Origin of the sequence: Marmoricola sp. OAE513, assembly GCF_040546585.1 — a bacterium.
In the GTDB taxonomy this organism is placed as follows: Bacteria; Actinomycetota; Actinomycetes; order Propionibacteriales; family Nocardioidaceae; genus Marmoricola.
This window is the reverse complement of record NZ_JBEPOC010000001.1, coordinates 1678459-1693043: the sequence shown is the minus strand read 5'-3', so window position 1 is coordinate 1693043 and position 14585 is coordinate 1678459. Positions and strand designations below refer to the sequence as shown.

Below are 14585 nucleotides of genomic sequence, written 5' to 3'. Positions count from 1 at the left end.
CCATGACCTGGAAGCCCAAGCTGGTCGCCCTCGACATCGACGGCACCCTGCTGATCCCGGACTTCGAGAACGGGTTCAGCTCCGAGGTCGTCACCGAGGCGGTGACCGACGCCGTCCTGGCTGCCGCCCGTGCGGGCGCGCACGTGGTGCTCGCCTCGGGCCGGGCGCCGCTGAGCATGGCGGGCGTCGCCGATCGCCTGGGTCTGACGGCGCTCGTCGCCGACCTGACCGGCCAGCGTCTGCACGTCGTCGCGTCCAACGGCTCGGTCGTCTTCCGGCACGCACCGATGCAGGTGGTCCACGAGATCCGCTTCGACGCGAGCGACGCCGTCCGCACGGTGCTCGAGCACGTGCCCGCCGCGGCGGTCGCCGTCGAGGAGCACGGCGTCGGCTACCGGGTGAACCGGCTGTTCCCCGAGGGGGAGCTCGACGGCGAGATGATCATCTGCGACCTCGAAGAGATGATCTCCACCGACGTCAGTCGCGTGATCATCCGCGACCCGGACTCGACGTCCGAGGACTTCGTGAACCTGGCCAAGCAGCTCGGCCTGCACGGCACCAACTACTTCATCGGCTGGACCGCCTGGCTCGACCTCGCGCCGGAAGGCGTCAGCAAGGCCAGCGGCCTGGAGTGGGTGTGCCGCGACCTCGGTGTCGATGCGGCCGACGTGCTGGCCATCGGCGACGGGCGCAACGACATCGAGATGCTGGGTTGGGCCGGCCGCGGGGTGGCGATGGGCCAGGGTCCGCAGGTCGTGCACGACGCCGCTGACCACGTGACGGCGACCGTCCAGGAGGACGGCGCCGCTCTGGAGCTGCGGCGTTGGTTCCCCTGATCGACCCGGTCCTCCGCACGGTGCGCCTGCGCCTGGAGCTGATCACGCCCGACGAGGCGCGCGCGATGCTCGCCGGGGGGCGCGGGCCCAACTTCCACCCGGCCTACCCGCGCAAGGACGACCTGGACGCGTGCTCCCTGGTCCCGGCGGAGGGGTCGCCCTGGGGCCCTCGGCACGTCGTCCGGGCCTTCGACTCGCTCGTGGTCGGCTCGATCGGCTTCTTCGGACCGCCGGCTCTGGCCGACGACGGTGTCGCGGAGGTCGAGATCGGCTACGGCCTGGTGACCGATGCTCGCGGGCACGGCGCTGCGACCGAGGCGGTGCGCGGACTGCTCGAGCAGACCGACGCTCTCGGCATCCGGGTGCGTGCCAGCGTCGAGCCGGCCAACCGCGCGAGCGTCCGGGTGCTCGCGAAGTGCGGGTTCACCTCGCTGCGCGGGTCGGACGACGAGGGGAACCTCGTGATGGTCCGACCGCTGCCCGCAGGCTGACCGCGGCGCCGGCGCAACCTGCGCCGGCGCAACCTGCGCCAGCGCGGCCGCCCCTCAGCCAGCCGGGGAACGGAACCCCGGGTCGCGCCCGATGAACCCCATCAGCCGGTCCATCGCGGAGGCGTCGTCGGGCACCGGCACCTTCGGCCCGTACTGACCCGAGGCGCGCAGCATCTCGTCCATCGGCTCCATGCCGGCGAGCATCTCGGCACAGCGCTCCTCGTCGAGCGCCACGCCCTGGCCGGTGGCCCGCGCGAGGTCCCAGGTGTGCATGAAGACGTCGGCGGTGTAGAACCGCGAGACGGCCTGGTCCAGCGGGACGTCGCCGAGGTGCGGGTTGCTCAGCACCTTGTCCGACGTCGCCGGGTCGTCGAGCAGGGCCTGGACGGCGTCCGCGTGCGCGGTCCACGCGCGCACCGGATCCTCGTCCACGGCGGGGACCGGGGGCAGGGTGATGCCGGCGCCCGACTCGAGGAAGGCGGGGAACCACTCGACCAGGTGCCGGACCACGTCGCGCGCGTTCCAGCCGTCGACGGCAGCGGGGTCGTCCCACGTCGTGGGGGCGGCGGAGCGGACCAGCTCGGTGAACTGCCCGGCCACGGCGCGGTGCTCTGCTGAGGGATCGGTCATGGCACGTATTCAACCGAATGGTTTAGTAAGCGTCAAGGGGTCGACGGTTAGGCTCGCGAGGTGTCCTCCGCTCCTCGCCCCGGGCCGGTCCGGCTCGTTGCCACTGATCTGGACGGCACCCTGCTGCGCAGCGACGGCACGGTCTCCCCACGGACGGCGGAGGCGTTGATCGCCGTCGAGGAGGCCGGCGTCGACGTGGTGTTCGTGACCGGTCGCCCGCTGCGCTGGGCCGAGGAGGTCTTCTCCTACGTGGGTCGTCACGGGTTCGCGATCGTCTCCAACGGCGCCCTGGTCTGGGACGTCGCCCGCTCGGCCGTCCAGCGCACCCGGGCGATCGAGCCGGCGGTCGCGCTCGAGGTCGCCGAGCGGCTGCGCGCCGCCGTACCGGACTCGCACTTCGCGGTCGAGACCCTCGCCGGCATCGCCCTGGAGCACGGCTTCATGGAGCGCTACCCGCTCCCGCCGGGGAGCGTCCGCGGCACCGCGGCGGAGATCCTCACCGGGCCGGCCTTCAAGCTGCTGGCCCGGCACGAGTCGCTCGACCCGCAGGAGTACTGGGATCGCGCGGTCGAGGCCGTCGGCGACCTCGTCGAGGTGACCTGGTCCTCGACGACGACCCTGCTCGAGATCAGTGCGTACGACGTCACGAAGGCCTCGACGCTGGAGCTGTTCTGCGCGGAGCGCGGGATCACCGCGGCCGAGGTGGTCGCTCTCGGCGACATGCCGAACGACCTGCCGATGCTGTCCTGGGCAGGCACGTCGTACGCGATGGCCAACGCGCACCCGAGTGTCCGCGCTGTCGCTACCCATCTCGCAGCGAGCAACGACGAGGACGGTGTGGCCCAGGTCATGGAGGGCCTCCTCGACACGTCTCCGGCACCGGGTTGAGGATGGACGGATGGTGCTCTCTCCCGCTGAAGTCGACCAGGCCCTGACGACCGTCCCGGAGTGGACCCGTGAGGGCGAGGAGATCGTGCGCACCGTCGAGGCTCCGTCGTTCCTCGAGGGCCTCGACCTGGTCGCGGCGGTAGGACGCCACGCCGAGGAAGCCGATCACCACCCCGACATCGACATCCGGTGGCGCACGCTCACCTTCCGGCTCATCACCCACTCCGCCGGCGGGCTGACCGAGCAGGACTTCGAGCTCGCCCGCACGATCGACGGCCTGCTCTGATGAAGCGGATCCTGCTCGCCCTCGGCCTGGTCTGCGGCCTGCTGCTGCTCACCCCGACGGCCGCGTTCGCGTGCAGCTGTGCGGCGCTGTCCGCGGTGGAGAAGGCCGAGGGCGCCGACACCGTGATGGACGCGACCATCGCCTGGAAGGCGAGCAACGGCATCGAGACGACGTACGGCGTGGACGTGCGGGAGGTCTACAAGGGGAAGGCAGCAGAGTTCGAGAAGCTCCGCACCTCGGCGAGCAGTGCGTCCTGCGGCCTGGAGAACCTGGCGGAGAAGCAGCGCTACCTGTTGTTCGCGAACGGCGAGCACCCGGGCCAGATGCGGGTCGGGCTGTGCAGCGGCTCCGAGCCGTACGACGCCACCACGGCGGCCGAGGTGGCTGACGCGACCGGGGAGCCGACGGGCCCGTTCGTCACGCCGCCGAGCAAGCCCGGGCCGACCGACGACGACCAGATCGCCGGCACCTCGGTGTGGACCGTGCTGGGCACCGGCGCGGTGCTGGCGCTCGTGCTGGGCGGCCTGATGTACCTGCGCCAGAAGACCTGAGGCTAGAGGTACATCCCGCCCGAGCTGTTCTGCGCGGCTGCGTCCGGTTGGTCGGACGCGCCGCCCGCTGGCGGCATCGCGCCCGGCGGCAGGGCCCGCTGCATCTGCTCGAGCTGGGCGCGCGCGGCCATCTGCTGGGCGTAGATCGCGGTCTGGATCCCGTGGAACAGGCCCTCGAGCCAACCGACCAGCTGAGCCTGGGCGATCCGCAGCTCGGACTCCGACGGCGTGGTACCGCCGAACGGCTCGATGAGTCGGTCGAGCTCGCTTCCGAGCTCGGGAGCCAGGCCCTGCTTGAGCTCGGAGATGGCGGTGGAGAGGACGCCGGCCAGACGGTCGCGCCCGGCGTCGTCGACCGGCGCCGCCTTCACCTCGTCGAGCAGCATCCGGATCATGCTTCCGATCCGCATCACCTTCGCGGGCTCCTCGACCAGGTCGGTGACCTGCTCGCCGTCCTCGTGCCCGTCCCCGCTGCCGTCGGCAGCAGGAACGCCCTCCGGGTCGATGATCATCACGCGGGGGTCCTGCGCGTCGGACGGGTTCTCGGGCTGCTGGCTCGACATGACGACGAGCCTAGCCCTCCCATCCAGACCTCCGTCCGGCGGACAACTGGTTGAATACCGGCATGACTTCGCGGACCCGGCTGGGTGCCCTCGCTGCTGTTCTGACCGCCGCTCTCGTCCTCTCGGGCTGTGGTGGGGACGACGACTCCGAGAAGCCCAAGGCGTCGGACGAGGGCACCACGAAGGTCGTCCTGCCGGACGCGAGCGGTGAGGTCACCGCCAAGGTCGACGGTGACGGCGACGGCATCAAGATCACCAACGAGGACGGCGAGACCGTCGTCGGCAAGGGTCTGCCGGACGGCTTCCCGAAGGACGAGATCCCGATCGTCGACGGGGACGTCGTCGGTGGCACCAAGGGCAACGCCGCCGGTCCGTACTCCTACACGGTGCTGCTCCAGCTCGACAGCGGGTCACCGGCCTCGGTGATGGCCGACATCACCAGGTCGCTGAAGGCGAAGGGGTTCGCCGCGACGCCGGGGATGAGCGTCGACCAGATGAGCACCGCGATCTTCCGGAGTTCGAAGTACGAGGTCGGCGTCAACGTCGTCCGCGCCGACAGCAAGATCTCGGTGACGTACGTCGTGAAGCGTGCCGCCTAGCGCTCCGCGTTGAGCAGCACGATCTTCCCGGTGTGGCTGCCGGAGTCCATCAGCCGGTGTGCCTCGGCGACCTCGGCGAGCGGGAAGGTCGCATCGACCATCGCCCTGATCGAGCCGTCCTCGACCAAGGGCCAGACGTACTCCTCGACGCCGCGGCAGATCGCCGACTTCTCCTCGCTCGGGCGCGCGCGCAACGACGTCGCGATCACCGCTCCCCGCTTGCGCAGCAGCGCGGAGATGTCGAGCTCGCCCTTGACGCCACCCTGCATGCCGATGATGACCAGGCGCCCCTCGGTGGCGAGCGCGCGGACGTTGCCGTCCAGGTACTTCGCCCCCATGTTGTCGAGGATGACGTCGGCTCCGCCGGCCTCGGTGAGGATCTGCACGTAGTCCTCGTCGTGGTAGTTGATCGCTCGGTCGGCGCCGAGGGAGAGGCAGAGCTCCTGCTTCTCGGCGGTGCCGGCGGTGGTGAGCACCCGCGCACCGAGCGCCTTGGCGAGCTGGATCGCGAACGTGCCGATCCCTCCGGCGCCGCCGTGGACCAGGAAGGTCTCGTCCTGCTGCAGGTTGGCGATCATGAAGACGTTCGACCAGACGGTGGCGGCGACCTCCGGCAGCGCCGCGGCCTGGGTCAGGGTGAGCCCTGTCGGCACGCGCATCAGCTGCCCGACCGGGACGGCGACCTGCTCGGCGTACCCGCCGGCGGAGAGCAGTGCGCACGCCTCGTCCCCGACGGACCAGTCGGTCACACCCTCGCCGACCGAGCGCACCCGACCGGCGCACTCCATGCCGAGCACGTCGCTGGCGCCGGGCGGGGGTGGGTAGAAGCCTTGCCGCTGCAGCAGGTCGGCGCGGTTCAGCGACGCGGCGACGATGTCGAGCACGACCTCGCCGGGACCTGCGACCGGGTCGGGGAGATCGGTGAGGACCAGGGCCTCGGGGCCGCCGGGCTCGGGGGCGATGACTGCGAACATGAGTCGAGGCTAGCGAGCCGCCGTCAGCTCACGCGCCAGCGGATTCGTACTCGTCGTCGATCTCCGCGCTGTCGTCGATCTCGACGTCCACGTCGTCGTCCTCGTGCGCGATCGAGTCCGAGGACTTGTCCCAGCGCAGGGCGAGGTCGGTCGCGGCAGCGGCGAGCTGCTCGAGCTTGTCCGGGTCGCCGTTCGAGCGCGCCGCGGCGTACCCGAGCAGGAAGGTGGTGATCGGTGCCGCAGGGCGCTCGACGTTGTGCGCGGCGTCCTTGGCCACGTCGAGGATGAGCGCCTCGTCGAGATCGATCTCGACGTCCAGCGCGTCACAGAGCTCGTCGATCCAGTCGTGCAGGTTCACCTGACAACGATCACCCAGGCCGGGGATCGGCGCAAGAGCAACGGCTCAGTCTCCGAAGGCCTCGCGCAGCGCCAGCAGGTCGTCCCAGGTGTCCACGTCGCGGGACTCCGGTCCGAAGGCTGGGACGTGCTCGAGCCGCAGCGTGCCCACCAAGCGGCGCATGGCCAGCCCGTGCTCCTCCTCGTACGACGGCCGCACCCGCTGGAGTGCCTCGAAGGAGTACACCGCGCACAGGTACTGCAGCCTGCGGCCTGCGTCGATCAGCGCGGCCCCGTCGAACCGCTCGTCGGAGGTCACCGCCTCCACCAGTCGTCGGATCGTGCTGCTGGTGACCAGCGGCATGTCGACCGCGAGCACCACCAGCAGCTCGGGGCGCCGGGCGAAGCATGCCATGCCGGCCAGAACGCCGGCAGCCGGTCCACCGCCCGCGGGGTCCTCGCGGGTGAACGTGACCGGACGCGTCGTCGGCACCGGCTCGCCGACCACGACCACCTCGTCCACGTCGAGCAGCGCGCCGATGGCGTGCTCGAGCATGGTCAGACCACCGAGCTCGATGGAGGCCTTGTCGGCGCCGCTGAGGCGCACGGCGCTGCCGCCGGTCAGGATGACCGCGCCGGTCCTCGGACTCTCCATGAGCGGCAGTCTGGCACTCTTGCGGGGTGGGTGCAGTCCTGGACGTCGAGCTGTGGCAGCACGCGTCTGCCCTCGACGCGGCGGAGAACCGGGCGGCCCTCGACCTGATCACCGAGCAGACCCGGGCCGACCTGGTCGTGCTCCCCGAAGCGTTCGCGCGGGACTTCGGGGACCCCGGCAGCTCGCTGGCCCCGTACGCCGAGCCGCTGGACGGCCCGTTCGTGGGGGCCCTTCGTGCCGCGTCGCAGCGCAGCGGAGCCGCGGTCGTCGGCGGCATGTTCGAGACCAGCGATGATCCGGATCGCCCGTTCAACACCCTCGTCCTGGCCCAGGGGGACCAGCTGACGACGTACCGGAAGATCCATCTCTACGACTCCTTCGGCCAGCGCGAGTCCGACGTCGTGATGCCCGGCCCGCTGGACCCGGTGGTCGCCGACGTCGCCGGAGCGCGGGTGGGGCTGCTCACCTGCTACGACCTGAGGTTCCCCGAGCTCGCCCGCGCACTGTCGGCGCAGGGAGTCGACGTCCTCGTCCTCCCGGCCGCCTGGGTCGCCGGCGAGCGCAAGGTCGAGCACTGGCGGACGCTGCTGCGAGCCCGTGCGATCGAGAACCTGTGCTGGGTGGTGGCCGCGGCTCAGCCCGGCCCGCGCTACTGCGGGCACTCCCTCGTGATCGCCCCGACCGGCGACGTCGTGGCCGAGGGCGGCGAGGGGGAGGAGTGGATCACCGCGACCCTCGAGCTCGACCAGGTCGCCGACACCCGGCGGCAGAACCCGTCGTTGCAGAACCGGCGGCTCTGAAGGGTTGATATTCTCGGTAGTCGATCTCGTGAGCACTCCAGACGAAGGTGGCAGACGTGTCTGGTCCTGACGGCACCCCGGAGAGTCCTCCGGAGCCCGCTCCTGGACGACGCCGCGCCGATGTGTCCCGGCCGGCCGCCAGGCCTGCGAACCGACCGCCGTCGACGAACTTCCCGCTGATCCCGGCGAGTGGCCGCCCCGCTGCCCGGCCGGCAGGGGGTGCCCGTCGTGCCGACGTACGGCGCCCGGACCCGCTGACCGACCCGCTCACCGTCGCCCGGACCGCGCAGGTCTCGGCCCCGGCTCCCGCTGCCGAGTCGGCGACCGGCACCCCGACGACGCGTCCGGCCGGACGTCGGATCGCGGCTCCCGCCGACCGTCGACCCGACGTCCCGCACGACGACCCGCTGGAGGCCACCGGGTCGCACGCGCGCATCACCGAGCCGATCGCGGATCCTCCTGAGGTTCCGGTCGTCATCCCGGCGAAGACGGCGAAGCGCGGGCTCTTCCGCCCGGCCCGACCGAAGCCGACGCGCAAGGCGGTGCCCACCGCTCCCGCTGCGAAGGCAGCCCCCGCCGCGGCACCGCCTGCTGCGGCGCCCGCACCCGCGCCGGTCGCGAAACCGGTGACCACCCCGGTCAAGCCTGCTCCGGCGACCAAGCCGGCTGCCCGGCCCGTCGCCCAGCCGGTCGCCCAGCCCGAGCCCGTCGCCCCTCCGAAACCGGCTCCGGTAGCCAAGCCGGTCGCCCCTCCGCAACCGGCTCCGGTGGCCAAGCCCGTCGCCACGCGCGTGACCAAGCCCGTGGCCAAACCGGCGGCCAAGCCCGTCGCCCAGCCGGTCGCCCAGCCGGTCGCCCAGCCTGAACCGATCACCCCGCCGAAGCCGGCTCCGGTCGCCCAGCCCGTGAGCCCGCCGGTTCCCGGCGCTCCGAAACCCGCGCCCGCGCCGGCGACGCCCGCGCCGGCACCGAGCAAGCTGCGCCGGCGTACCGAACCGCGACCGAAGGTCGACCGACCGGCGGCCCGGTCCGCGGCCCGTGCTGCTCGTGCCGCGACCGCTGCGCCGGCTGCGCGCCAGGCCGTGCGCGAGGCCACCGAGGCCGCCGCGGCGGCCGCCGCCGCGCCGGTCCCGAGCGCGCTCAACCCCGCTGCAGCGCGCACCGGTGAGCCCGGTCCCGCCGCTGTCCGACGACTCGAGCTGCGCGAACGCGTCGGCTCGGCCCGCAGCACCTCGCTCACCGAGAACGAGTCCTGGATCCTTGCGCTGCTCGTCGGTGCCGCTGCCGTAGCGGCCGCCCGCCTGGTGCCGGACCTCCCCGAGGTCATCCGGTACGTCGGCGGCGGTCTGGTCTCCTGCGCCCTGGCGTGGGGTCTCGCCGTGCGCACCGGTGGTCGTCCGGTCTGGGCGACGACGTTGACCGCCGTGCTCGCGGTCGGAGCCTTCGGCACCCAGTGGTCGGCCCTGCTCTCAGGTGCTGCGATCGGCACCGGTGTGCTCGCCGCGACCCTCGCCTTCATGACCACGGTCCCCGCCGCGACGTTCGGCATCGCCATCCGCGAGGTGCTGATCGCGACCGCCATCTCGTGGGTGGGTGCACTCGGTGTCCTCGGCTACGCGGACAACAAGGACCAGGACGTCGACCGCTTCGGGTACGTCGTCTTCGCGTTCTCGCTGATCGCCGCGTTCGCGCTGGTCTACCGGCTCGGCGCCGGTCTGCACGGACTCGGCCGCCGCGGCTACGCCATTGCCGGGGGAGCGGTTTTCCTGCTCTTCGTCGCGATGGCCTACACCGAAGCGATCTCCCAGTGGGGCTCCCGCGACCTGGTCGACAGCCTGGACGACCTGCGCGCGACCCTGCGCGAGAACCTCGGGGCCGTGGCGCACCCGATCATGGCCCTGCTCGGCTACCCCGCGCTGGCCTGGGGCGTCTTCATGCGCGCTCGGCGCCGCCAGGGCTGGTGGGTGTGCGCCTTCGGTGTCGCCGCCACCGCGCCGACCGCGACGCGGTTGATCGCCACCGACCTCGGCGTCGCCAGCGTCGTCCTCGGCGCGGTGTACAGCCTGGTGATCGGCCTGGTCATCGGCTACCTGGTGATCCGGATCGAGCAGTCGTTCACCGGCTCGCACGGGCGTCGGGCCCGGCGGGACGAGGAGGCCGTGGCGCACCGGCCGGAGCCGCGTCGCACCCGGCCGCTGCACTGAACGCGCGAGTAACCAGCGCTCCCGGCTAGGGTCCGGATCATGGTCGAGACCTCAGAGATCCTCGCGGAGATGGTGGCCAGCGTGCTGTCCGTCGCGGTTGCCCCCGGGGACCGGGTCGAGGCCGGCGGCACCCTGATGCTGCTGGAGTCGATGAAGATGGAGATCCCGGTGCTCGTCGAGGTCCCGGGGGTCGTCCGCGAAGTCCGGGTCGTCGCCGGTGACCTGATCCAGGAGGGCGACGTGCTCGCGGTTCTCGAGCGCTGAGCACAACGGGTGTCGTATCCGGCTGCTCCTGTTCGTAGCAGTGGTGAGAGGCAGCCGACCCGGGTGCCGCACCGACCGCAGGGGATGGACCGATGACGCAGCCCGTGGCACGCCGCATGTTCGAGCTGACCGAGCCGATCTCGCTCGTGAACTTCTTCTCACCCGAGCCGAACGACGCGATGGCCGAGCTCGGTTTCGCGAACTACTGGGACGGCTACTTCGCCGGTCGTTCCGCCCCGCTGGGACGCGTTCCGGCGGAGGTCGTGCACGCCGCCTTCTACAACTTCGCTCCGGGCGAGGTCGCGCGTCACCTGCCCAAGGTCTGGGAGACGACGACCCCGGAGGACGCGCACGCCGCCCGCGAGCGCGGGTGCGTCGCAGCACTGCGCGCGATCCTCGGCGACCTCGCCGCGACGCCCGGACTCGCCCGTGCCGCGGAGCTGCTGACCCAGGCGTCGGTCAGTGCCCCGACCGACGGTCGGATCATGTACGCCGGCCTCCGCGCGCTCCCGGTGCCCACCGATCCGGTGACCCGGTTGTGGCACGCAGCCAACATGGTGCGCGAGCACCGCGGAGACGGACACATCGCAGCGCTCGTCTCCGAGCGCATCGGGGGTCTCGAGGCACACGTGCTCTGCGCGCTGGACAACGACATCTACCCGGCCGAGTCGTTCGGACGGATCCACCACCTGCCGAAGACGCTGCTCGCCGACGTCATGGGCGGCCTGCGCGAACGCGGCCTGGTCGACACCGACGGGCGGTTCACGTCGGCCGGACGTGCGACCAAGGACAGGATCGAAGCGCTCACCGACGAGCTCGCCGAGGCGCCGTACGACGCCCTGACGGCAGCCGGGCGCGACGAGCTGATCACCGTGCTCGAGCCGGTCGCAGCAAGGCTCCAGGTCGTGGGGTCGGACTCGGACGCGGCGCGCAGCAACTAGACTCACTCACCTGAGGGCGGTTCGCCGTCCCAGGGAGGGGTGCCGGAGCGGCCTATCGGAATCGCCTTGAAAGCGATCGTGGGGAAACCCACCGGGGGTTCAAATCCCTCCCCCTCTGCCAGTGCCGGATGTTTGCCCGATAACCAGTTGGCTCGCGCGCGCAACCGGGGGACAATGGAACCCGAGCCTCGCGCACTCCGCGCACGTGTCAGGGGCTGTACCGAGGAGCACAGGATGACGGGCAACCAGGAGATCACTCCAGCGTCCTCGCGCTGACCCCTTGGTGGTCGGCGCATCCGCCGAACCCTTCGGAGTCTCCTGTGCCTACCTCTGCTTCAAGCTCTGTCGCCCTGCGCGACGTCTCCTTCACCTGGCCTGACGGTGCTGTCGTCCTCGACGGCGTCACGGGTGCGTTCGGTCCTGCGCGGACCGGACTGATCGGCGCCAACGGCGCCGGCAAGTCGACCTTGCTCCGCCTGGTTGCGGGTCTGCTGACCCCGACGTCCGGGAGCATCGCGACGGCGGGGAGCGTCGCGTACCTGCCGCAGCACGTGACCACGACCCCGGACACGCGGATCGCCGACCTGCTCGGGGTCGGGCCTGCGGTCGACGCGCTCCGCGCGATCGAGGACGGGTCGACCGACCAGCACCACTTCGACGCGGTCGGCGACGACTGGGACGTCGAGGAGCGGGCGGTCGCCGAGCTCGCCGGCCTCGGTCTGCCGACCGGCCTCGACCGAACGGTCCCGACGTTGTCCGGCGGGGAGACGATGCTCGTCGCCCTGACCGGCATCCGGTTGCAGCGGGCCGGCGTCGCCCTCCTCGACGAACCGACGAACAACCTCGACGAACCCACGCGGGAACGTCTCTACTCACTGGTCGACTCCTGGTCAGGTGCGCTGGTCGTGGTCAGCCACGACCGGCTGCTGCTCGACCGGACCGACGCGACCGTCGAGCTGCGCGAGCACACCCTGACCACCTTCGGTGGTCCGTTCAGCCAGTACGCCGCGCACCTCGCCCACGAGCAGGAGGTCGCCCAGCAGGTGCTCGCCACCGCCAAGCAGGACCTCAGGAAGCAGCAGCGCGAGCGCATCGAGGCGGAGGTGAAGATCTCTCGCAGCGAGCGGAAGGGTTACAAGGACCGGGAGAACCGCAAGTTCATGGGGGTCGTCTTCAACGAGCGCCGCAACAGTGCGGAGAAGTCCCAGGCCGGACGACGCGGTATCCACGACGACCGGATCGCCCGGGCGCGCGCCGCCGTCGACGCCGCCGGTCGGGCCGTCCGCGACGACGACCAGCTCAAGGTCGTCCTGCCGGATCCCGGCGTACCGGCTCGTCGGCGGATCGTCGCGGTGCGGTCGACCGACGGTCGTGACCACGTGCTGCACGGTCCTGAGCGGGTCGGGCTCACGGGCCCCAACGGAGCCGGCAAGACCACGCTGCTGCAGCAGACGCTCCCGCTCGCCGAGGTCCCGGTCGCATTTCTGCCCCAGGCGATCGTCCTCGACGACGACGCCTCGGTGTGGGAGACCGTGCGGGCCGTCGCACCCGAGACCGATCCCGGCGAGCTGCGCAACCGGCTCGCGCGACTGCTGCTGCGCGGCGAGATGCTCGACCGTCCGAACGGCTCGTTGTCCGGCGGTGAACGTCTGCGCGTCGCCCTCGCAAGCCTCGTGCTGGCGGCCCCGGCACCACAGCTGCTCGTGCTCGACGAGCCGACCAACAACCTCGACCTCGACGGCGTCGGCCAGCTGGTCGGTGCGCTGGCGGCGTACCGGGGTGCGCTGCTGGTCGTCAGCCACGACCGGACGTTCCTCGAGGAGCTGGAGCTCGACGTCGAGCTGCAGCTGGAGCCGGGCGGTGTGCTCACCCGGGTGCGGTGAGGTCTACTCGCTGCCGCCGATCTCCATGGAGACGGAGTCGTAGACCAGGTCGTGCATCTTCTGCCGGTAGTGCTCCACGTCGTGCAGGAGCCGTCTGACCTCCGAGGCCACCCGGTCGGTGTCGAGCCGGTCGAGCAGTCCGGTGCCGAGAGCGGTGATGCGGGCGAGCAGCTGCTGCCGCTCGCGGTCCGACCCGCTGCTGCGGGCTGCTAGCCAGCCGTCCCACGAGGCGAACCGTTCGTCGCTCAGGGCCTCGCGGACGGCGGCGAGCTGGTTGCGCGTCATCAGTCGCCAGTTCGAGGCCGTGCGGCTGCTTCCGAGGGTGTGCTGCAGGTCCGAGATTGCTGACTCAAGCGTCATGAGCCACCACCTCCACGAGGTTCGCCGTGCACAGTGGGACCTAGAGTGTGACCCACGCCACACCCGTAGACAAGACCCCGGGGACGAAAGGGGACCTCTGGCCCGGGCCGATTCGCCGTACGCCGGGCCGAACCGATGTAATCGGGGGGTGACTCCGAACGACCGCCGCGACTACGGCCTGGCGCCCCAGCTGCGGGCGCGACTGATGGGCGCGTTCCTCGTCGCCCTCGGGGTGCTCCTGCTGCTGGTCACGATCGTCGTGGTCGCCTTCGATCTCCCCGGTGACGTCCTCAGCGGACTGGTCATCCTCGCGGTCGTCGGCGTCTTCACCCTGGGCTTCCTGCTCGGCCGCCGCTGGTACGTCGTGCGGATCGACGACATCGGCTACCAGGTGCGGTTCGTCCGCGGCGCCGGCGAGAAGAACGCGAAGTGGTCCTCGGTCGAGGACCTGGCCACCTCCGAGCTGCACGGCACGCGGTGCGTGGTGATCCGGCTCCGCGACGGACGCTCGACGACGATCCCGGTGACCCTGATCGAGGGCGACCCGGAAGCGTTCGTGTCCGAGCTGATGCGACGCCTGAACGGGCAGCACGGCAACAGCAAGCGCTGACCGCCGGCCCAGGACCCGATTTCCCGAGGTCGGCTCGGAGTGGGTAACCTTTCCCTCGCTGTCTTGGAGGCGTCGCCTAGTCCGGTCTATGGCGCCCGCCTGCTAAGCGGGTTTGGGGCTACAACCCCATCGAGGGTTCAAATCCCTCCGCCTCCGCCGAGAAAGCACGCAGAGCCCCACCTGGTTATCGCCGGGTGGGGCTCTTCGCGTCGGGGCACGTGCAGCGGCCACCGGGCGACCGGTACGTCCCGATTGCATGAACCTGCAGAAAGGTGAACTGCATGTTCATGAGGTAACTGGTCTACTTCCGGGTCGCGCGATGCCTTCACGACAATGGAGTCATCCGGTGGCATCCCCTGAGCAACCGGGACAACTGAAGGACAGAAACACATGAACAAGAAGTTCTTGGCCCGTGTTGCAGCCACGATCCTCGCAACAGGTCTGGCCACGACGGGCGTGATCGCCGGGAGCTTGGGCCCGGCGAACGCTGCTCGTGACGGTCAGCGCTACCACTGGAAGGCACCGACGTCCCCGATCACCGTGGACGACAGCGGCACCGGAAGCGGCGGCGTCCTGCGGACGGACACCGGCTGGGGCTGAGCCGACAGGCACAACTGAAGACCAGAGACGAAGACGAGGACCACCCCCCAGGTGCTCGTCGGGCCCCCTCGGGTGGGCCGTCTCATGACAGGAGCGGAGAGGACCCCCAACTCT

At 71.1% G+C, this 14585-nt stretch carries 19 protein-coding genes and 2 tRNA genes; 15 read left to right on the top strand and 6 right to left on the bottom strand.

Translation table 11 applies throughout. The features are described from left to right. Positions 1-2 precede the first annotated feature (2 nt). Positions 3-836: an HAD family hydrolase gene (locus ABIE44_RS08640; protein ID WP_209719444.1), complete on the top strand. Its 834-nt coding sequence runs from the start codon at positions 3-5 to the stop codon at positions 834-836. Further along, positions 824-1327 (top strand): GNAT family N-acetyltransferase, encoded by a 504-nt coding sequence (locus ABIE44_RS08635; protein WP_354437941.1) that lies wholly within the window; start codon positions 824-826, stop codon positions 1325-1327. The genes ABIE44_RS08640 and ABIE44_RS08635 overlap by 13 nt, the downstream gene beginning before the upstream one ends. A 54-nt stretch (positions 1328-1381) precedes the next feature. On the opposite strand, the gene ABIE44_RS08630 is transcribed toward ABIE44_RS08635, so the two are convergent. Continuing rightward, positions 1382-1957, bottom strand: coding sequence for a TIGR03086 family metal-binding protein (locus ABIE44_RS08630; protein ID WP_209719447.1), 576 nt, complete (start codon positions 1955-1957; stop codon positions 1382-1384). Between the two features lie 60 nt (positions 1958-2017). Between ABIE44_RS08630 and ABIE44_RS08625 the strand changes: the two genes are divergently transcribed. Genes ABIE44_RS08625 through ABIE44_RS08615 form a run of 3 tightly spaced genes read left to right on the top strand, consistent with a single transcriptional unit; the run spans position 2018 to position 3682 of the window. Beyond that, positions 2018-2845: an HAD family hydrolase gene (locus ABIE44_RS08625; protein WP_209719451.1), complete on the top strand. Its 828-nt coding sequence runs from the start codon at positions 2018-2020 to the stop codon at positions 2843-2845. A gap of 10 nt (positions 2846-2855) precedes the next feature. After that, positions 2856-3131 carry a 4a-hydroxytetrahydrobiopterin dehydratase gene (locus ABIE44_RS08620; protein WP_209719454.1) on the top strand — a complete coding sequence of 92 codons (276 nt, stop codon included), beginning with the start codon at positions 2856-2858 and terminating at the stop codon, positions 3129-3131. Further along, the gene (locus tag ABIE44_RS08615) at positions 3131-3682 is read left to right on the top strand and encodes a hypothetical protein (protein ID WP_209719457.1); all 552 of its coding nucleotides are present in this window, start codon (positions 3131-3133) and stop codon (positions 3680-3682) included. Before ABIE44_RS08620 ends, ABIE44_RS08615 begins: the two co-directional genes overlap by 1 nt. A 2-nt stretch (positions 3683-3684) precedes the next feature. On the opposite strand, the gene ABIE44_RS08610 is transcribed toward ABIE44_RS08615, so the two are convergent. Beyond that, positions 3685-4245 (bottom strand): bacterial proteasome activator family protein, encoded by a 561-nt coding sequence (locus ABIE44_RS08610; RefSeq protein WP_354437940.1) that lies wholly within the window; start codon positions 4243-4245, stop codon positions 3685-3687. Between the two features lie 62 nt (positions 4246-4307). Here ABIE44_RS08610 and ABIE44_RS08605 point away from each other — a divergent pair, with 62 nt between their 5' ends. Then, the gene (locus tag ABIE44_RS08605) at positions 4308-4844 is read left to right on the top strand and encodes a hypothetical protein (RefSeq protein WP_209719460.1); all 537 of its coding nucleotides are present in this window, start codon (positions 4308-4310) and stop codon (positions 4842-4844) included. On the opposite strand, the gene ABIE44_RS08600 is transcribed toward ABIE44_RS08605, so the two are convergent. Genes ABIE44_RS08600 through mobA form a run of 3 tightly spaced genes read right to left on the bottom strand, consistent with a single transcriptional unit; the run spans position 4841 to position 6809 of the window. Next, on the bottom strand, positions 4841-5818 hold the full coding sequence (locus tag ABIE44_RS08600) for an NAD(P)H-quinone oxidoreductase (RefSeq protein WP_209719463.1): 978 nt from the start codon (positions 5816-5818) through the stop codon (positions 4841-4843). The two genes, ABIE44_RS08605 and ABIE44_RS08600, sit on opposite strands and share 4 nt — an antisense overlap. A gap of 28 nt (positions 5819-5846) precedes the next feature. Next, positions 5847-6176, bottom strand: coding sequence for a DUF6457 domain-containing protein (locus ABIE44_RS08595; protein WP_209719466.1), 330 nt, complete (start codon positions 6174-6176; stop codon positions 5847-5849). A 45-nt stretch (positions 6177-6221) separates the two neighbouring features. Next, complete coding sequence (mobA, locus tag ABIE44_RS08590) at positions 6222-6809, bottom strand: molybdenum cofactor guanylyltransferase (RefSeq protein ID WP_209719469.1); 588 nt, start codon at positions 6807-6809, stop codon at positions 6222-6224. Positions 6810-6835: 26 nt separating this feature from the next. Between mobA and ABIE44_RS08585 the strand changes: the two genes are divergently transcribed. The 6 genes from ABIE44_RS08585 (at position 6836) to ABIE44_RS08560 (ending at position 12901) form a co-directional block, all read left to right on the top strand. Continuing rightward, positions 6836-7609 (top strand): carbon-nitrogen hydrolase family protein, encoded by a 774-nt coding sequence (locus ABIE44_RS08585; protein WP_354437939.1) that lies wholly within the window; start codon positions 6836-6838, stop codon positions 7607-7609. Positions 7610-7665: 56 nt separating this feature from the next. Beyond that, positions 7666-9813, top strand: coding sequence for a hypothetical protein (locus tag ABIE44_RS08580; protein ID WP_209719472.1), 2148 nt, complete (start codon positions 7666-7668; stop codon positions 9811-9813). A gap of 39 nt (positions 9814-9852) precedes the next feature. Further along, the gene (locus ABIE44_RS08575; RefSeq protein WP_209719475.1) at positions 9853-10077 is read left to right on the top strand and encodes a biotin/lipoyl-binding carrier protein; all 225 of its coding nucleotides are present in this window, start codon (positions 9853-9855) and stop codon (positions 10075-10077) included. 92 nt (positions 10078-10169) lie between these two features. Next, positions 10170-11018, top strand: a complete 849-nt coding sequence (locus ABIE44_RS08570; protein ID WP_209719478.1) for an SCO6745 family protein — start codon at positions 10170-10172, stop codon at positions 11016-11018. Positions 11019-11051: 33 nt separating this feature from the next. Further along, positions 11052-11139: transfer RNA gene (locus tag ABIE44_RS08565), tRNA-Ser, on the top strand. Between the two features lie 199 nt (positions 11140-11338). After that, complete coding sequence (locus ABIE44_RS08560; RefSeq protein ID WP_209719482.1) at positions 11339-12901, top strand: ATP-binding cassette domain-containing protein; 1563 nt, start codon at positions 11339-11341, stop codon at positions 12899-12901. 3 nt (positions 12902-12904) lie between these two features. Here the strand turns inward: ABIE44_RS08560 and ABIE44_RS08555 are convergent, their stop codons facing one another. Continuing rightward, positions 12905-13261, bottom strand: coding sequence for a hypothetical protein (locus ABIE44_RS08555; protein WP_209719485.1), 357 nt, complete (start codon positions 13259-13261; stop codon positions 12905-12907). A 148-nt stretch (positions 13262-13409) separates the two neighbouring features. Here ABIE44_RS08555 and ABIE44_RS08550 point away from each other — a divergent pair, with 148 nt between their 5' ends. From ABIE44_RS08550 to ABIE44_RS08540, 3 genes are all read left to right on the top strand, one after another. Further along, a complete protein-coding gene (locus ABIE44_RS08550; RefSeq protein WP_209719488.1) occupies positions 13410-13871 on the top strand; it encodes a hypothetical protein in 462 nt (153 codons plus the stop codon). Positions 13872-13936: 65 nt separating this feature from the next. Further along, positions 13937-14027 (top strand) — tRNA-Ser (locus tag ABIE44_RS08545). A gap of 234 nt (positions 14028-14261) precedes the next feature. Beyond that, positions 14262-14471, top strand: coding sequence for a hypothetical protein (locus ABIE44_RS08540; RefSeq protein ID WP_209719493.1), 210 nt, complete (start codon positions 14262-14264; stop codon positions 14469-14471). The last annotated feature ends 114 nt before the right edge of the window (positions 14472-14585 follow it).

What these genes read in the sequence shown, in the direction of transcription:
- ABIE44_RS08640 (WP_209719444.1), top strand. Translation starts at nt 3, where the DNA reads ATGACCTGGAAGCCCAAGCTGGTCGCCCTCGACATCGACGGCACCCTG.
- ABIE44_RS08630 (WP_209719447.1), bottom strand. Translation starts at nt 1,957, where the DNA reads ATGACCGATCCCTCAGCAGAGCACCGCGCCGTGGCCGGGCAGTTCACC.
- ABIE44_RS08620 (WP_209719454.1), top strand. Translation starts at nt 2,856, where the DNA reads ATGGTGCTCTCTCCCGCTGAAGTCGACCAGGCCCTGACGACCGTCCCG.
- ABIE44_RS08615 (WP_209719457.1), top strand. Translation starts at nt 3,131, where the DNA reads ATGAAGCGGATCCTGCTCGCCCTCGGCCTGGTCTGCGGCCTGCTGCTG.
- ABIE44_RS08610 (WP_354437940.1), bottom strand. Translation starts at nt 4,245, where the DNA reads ATGTCGAGCCAGCAGCCCGAGAACCCGTCCGACGCGCAGGACCCCCGC.
- ABIE44_RS08605 (WP_209719460.1), top strand. Translation starts at nt 4,308, where the DNA reads ATGACTTCGCGGACCCGGCTGGGTGCCCTCGCTGCTGTTCTGACCGCC.
- ABIE44_RS08600 (WP_209719463.1), bottom strand. Translation starts at nt 5,818, where the DNA reads ATGTTCGCAGTCATCGCCCCCGAGCCCGGCGGCCCCGAGGCCCTGGTC.
- mobA (WP_209719469.1), bottom strand. Translation starts at nt 6,809, where the DNA reads ATGGAGAGTCCGAGGACCGGCGCGGTCATCCTGACCGGCGGCAGCGCC.
- ABIE44_RS08575 (WP_209719475.1), top strand. Translation starts at nt 9,853, where the DNA reads ATGGTCGAGACCTCAGAGATCCTCGCGGAGATGGTGGCCAGCGTGCTG.
- ABIE44_RS08570 (WP_209719478.1), top strand. Translation starts at nt 10,170, where the DNA reads ATGACGCAGCCCGTGGCACGCCGCATGTTCGAGCTGACCGAGCCGATC.
- ABIE44_RS08555 (WP_209719485.1), bottom strand. Translation starts at nt 13,261, where the DNA reads ATGACGCTTGAGTCAGCAATCTCGGACCTGCAGCACACCCTCGGAAGC.
- ABIE44_RS08540 (WP_209719493.1), top strand. Translation starts at nt 14,262, where the DNA reads ATGAACAAGAAGTTCTTGGCCCGTGTTGCAGCCACGATCCTCGCAACA.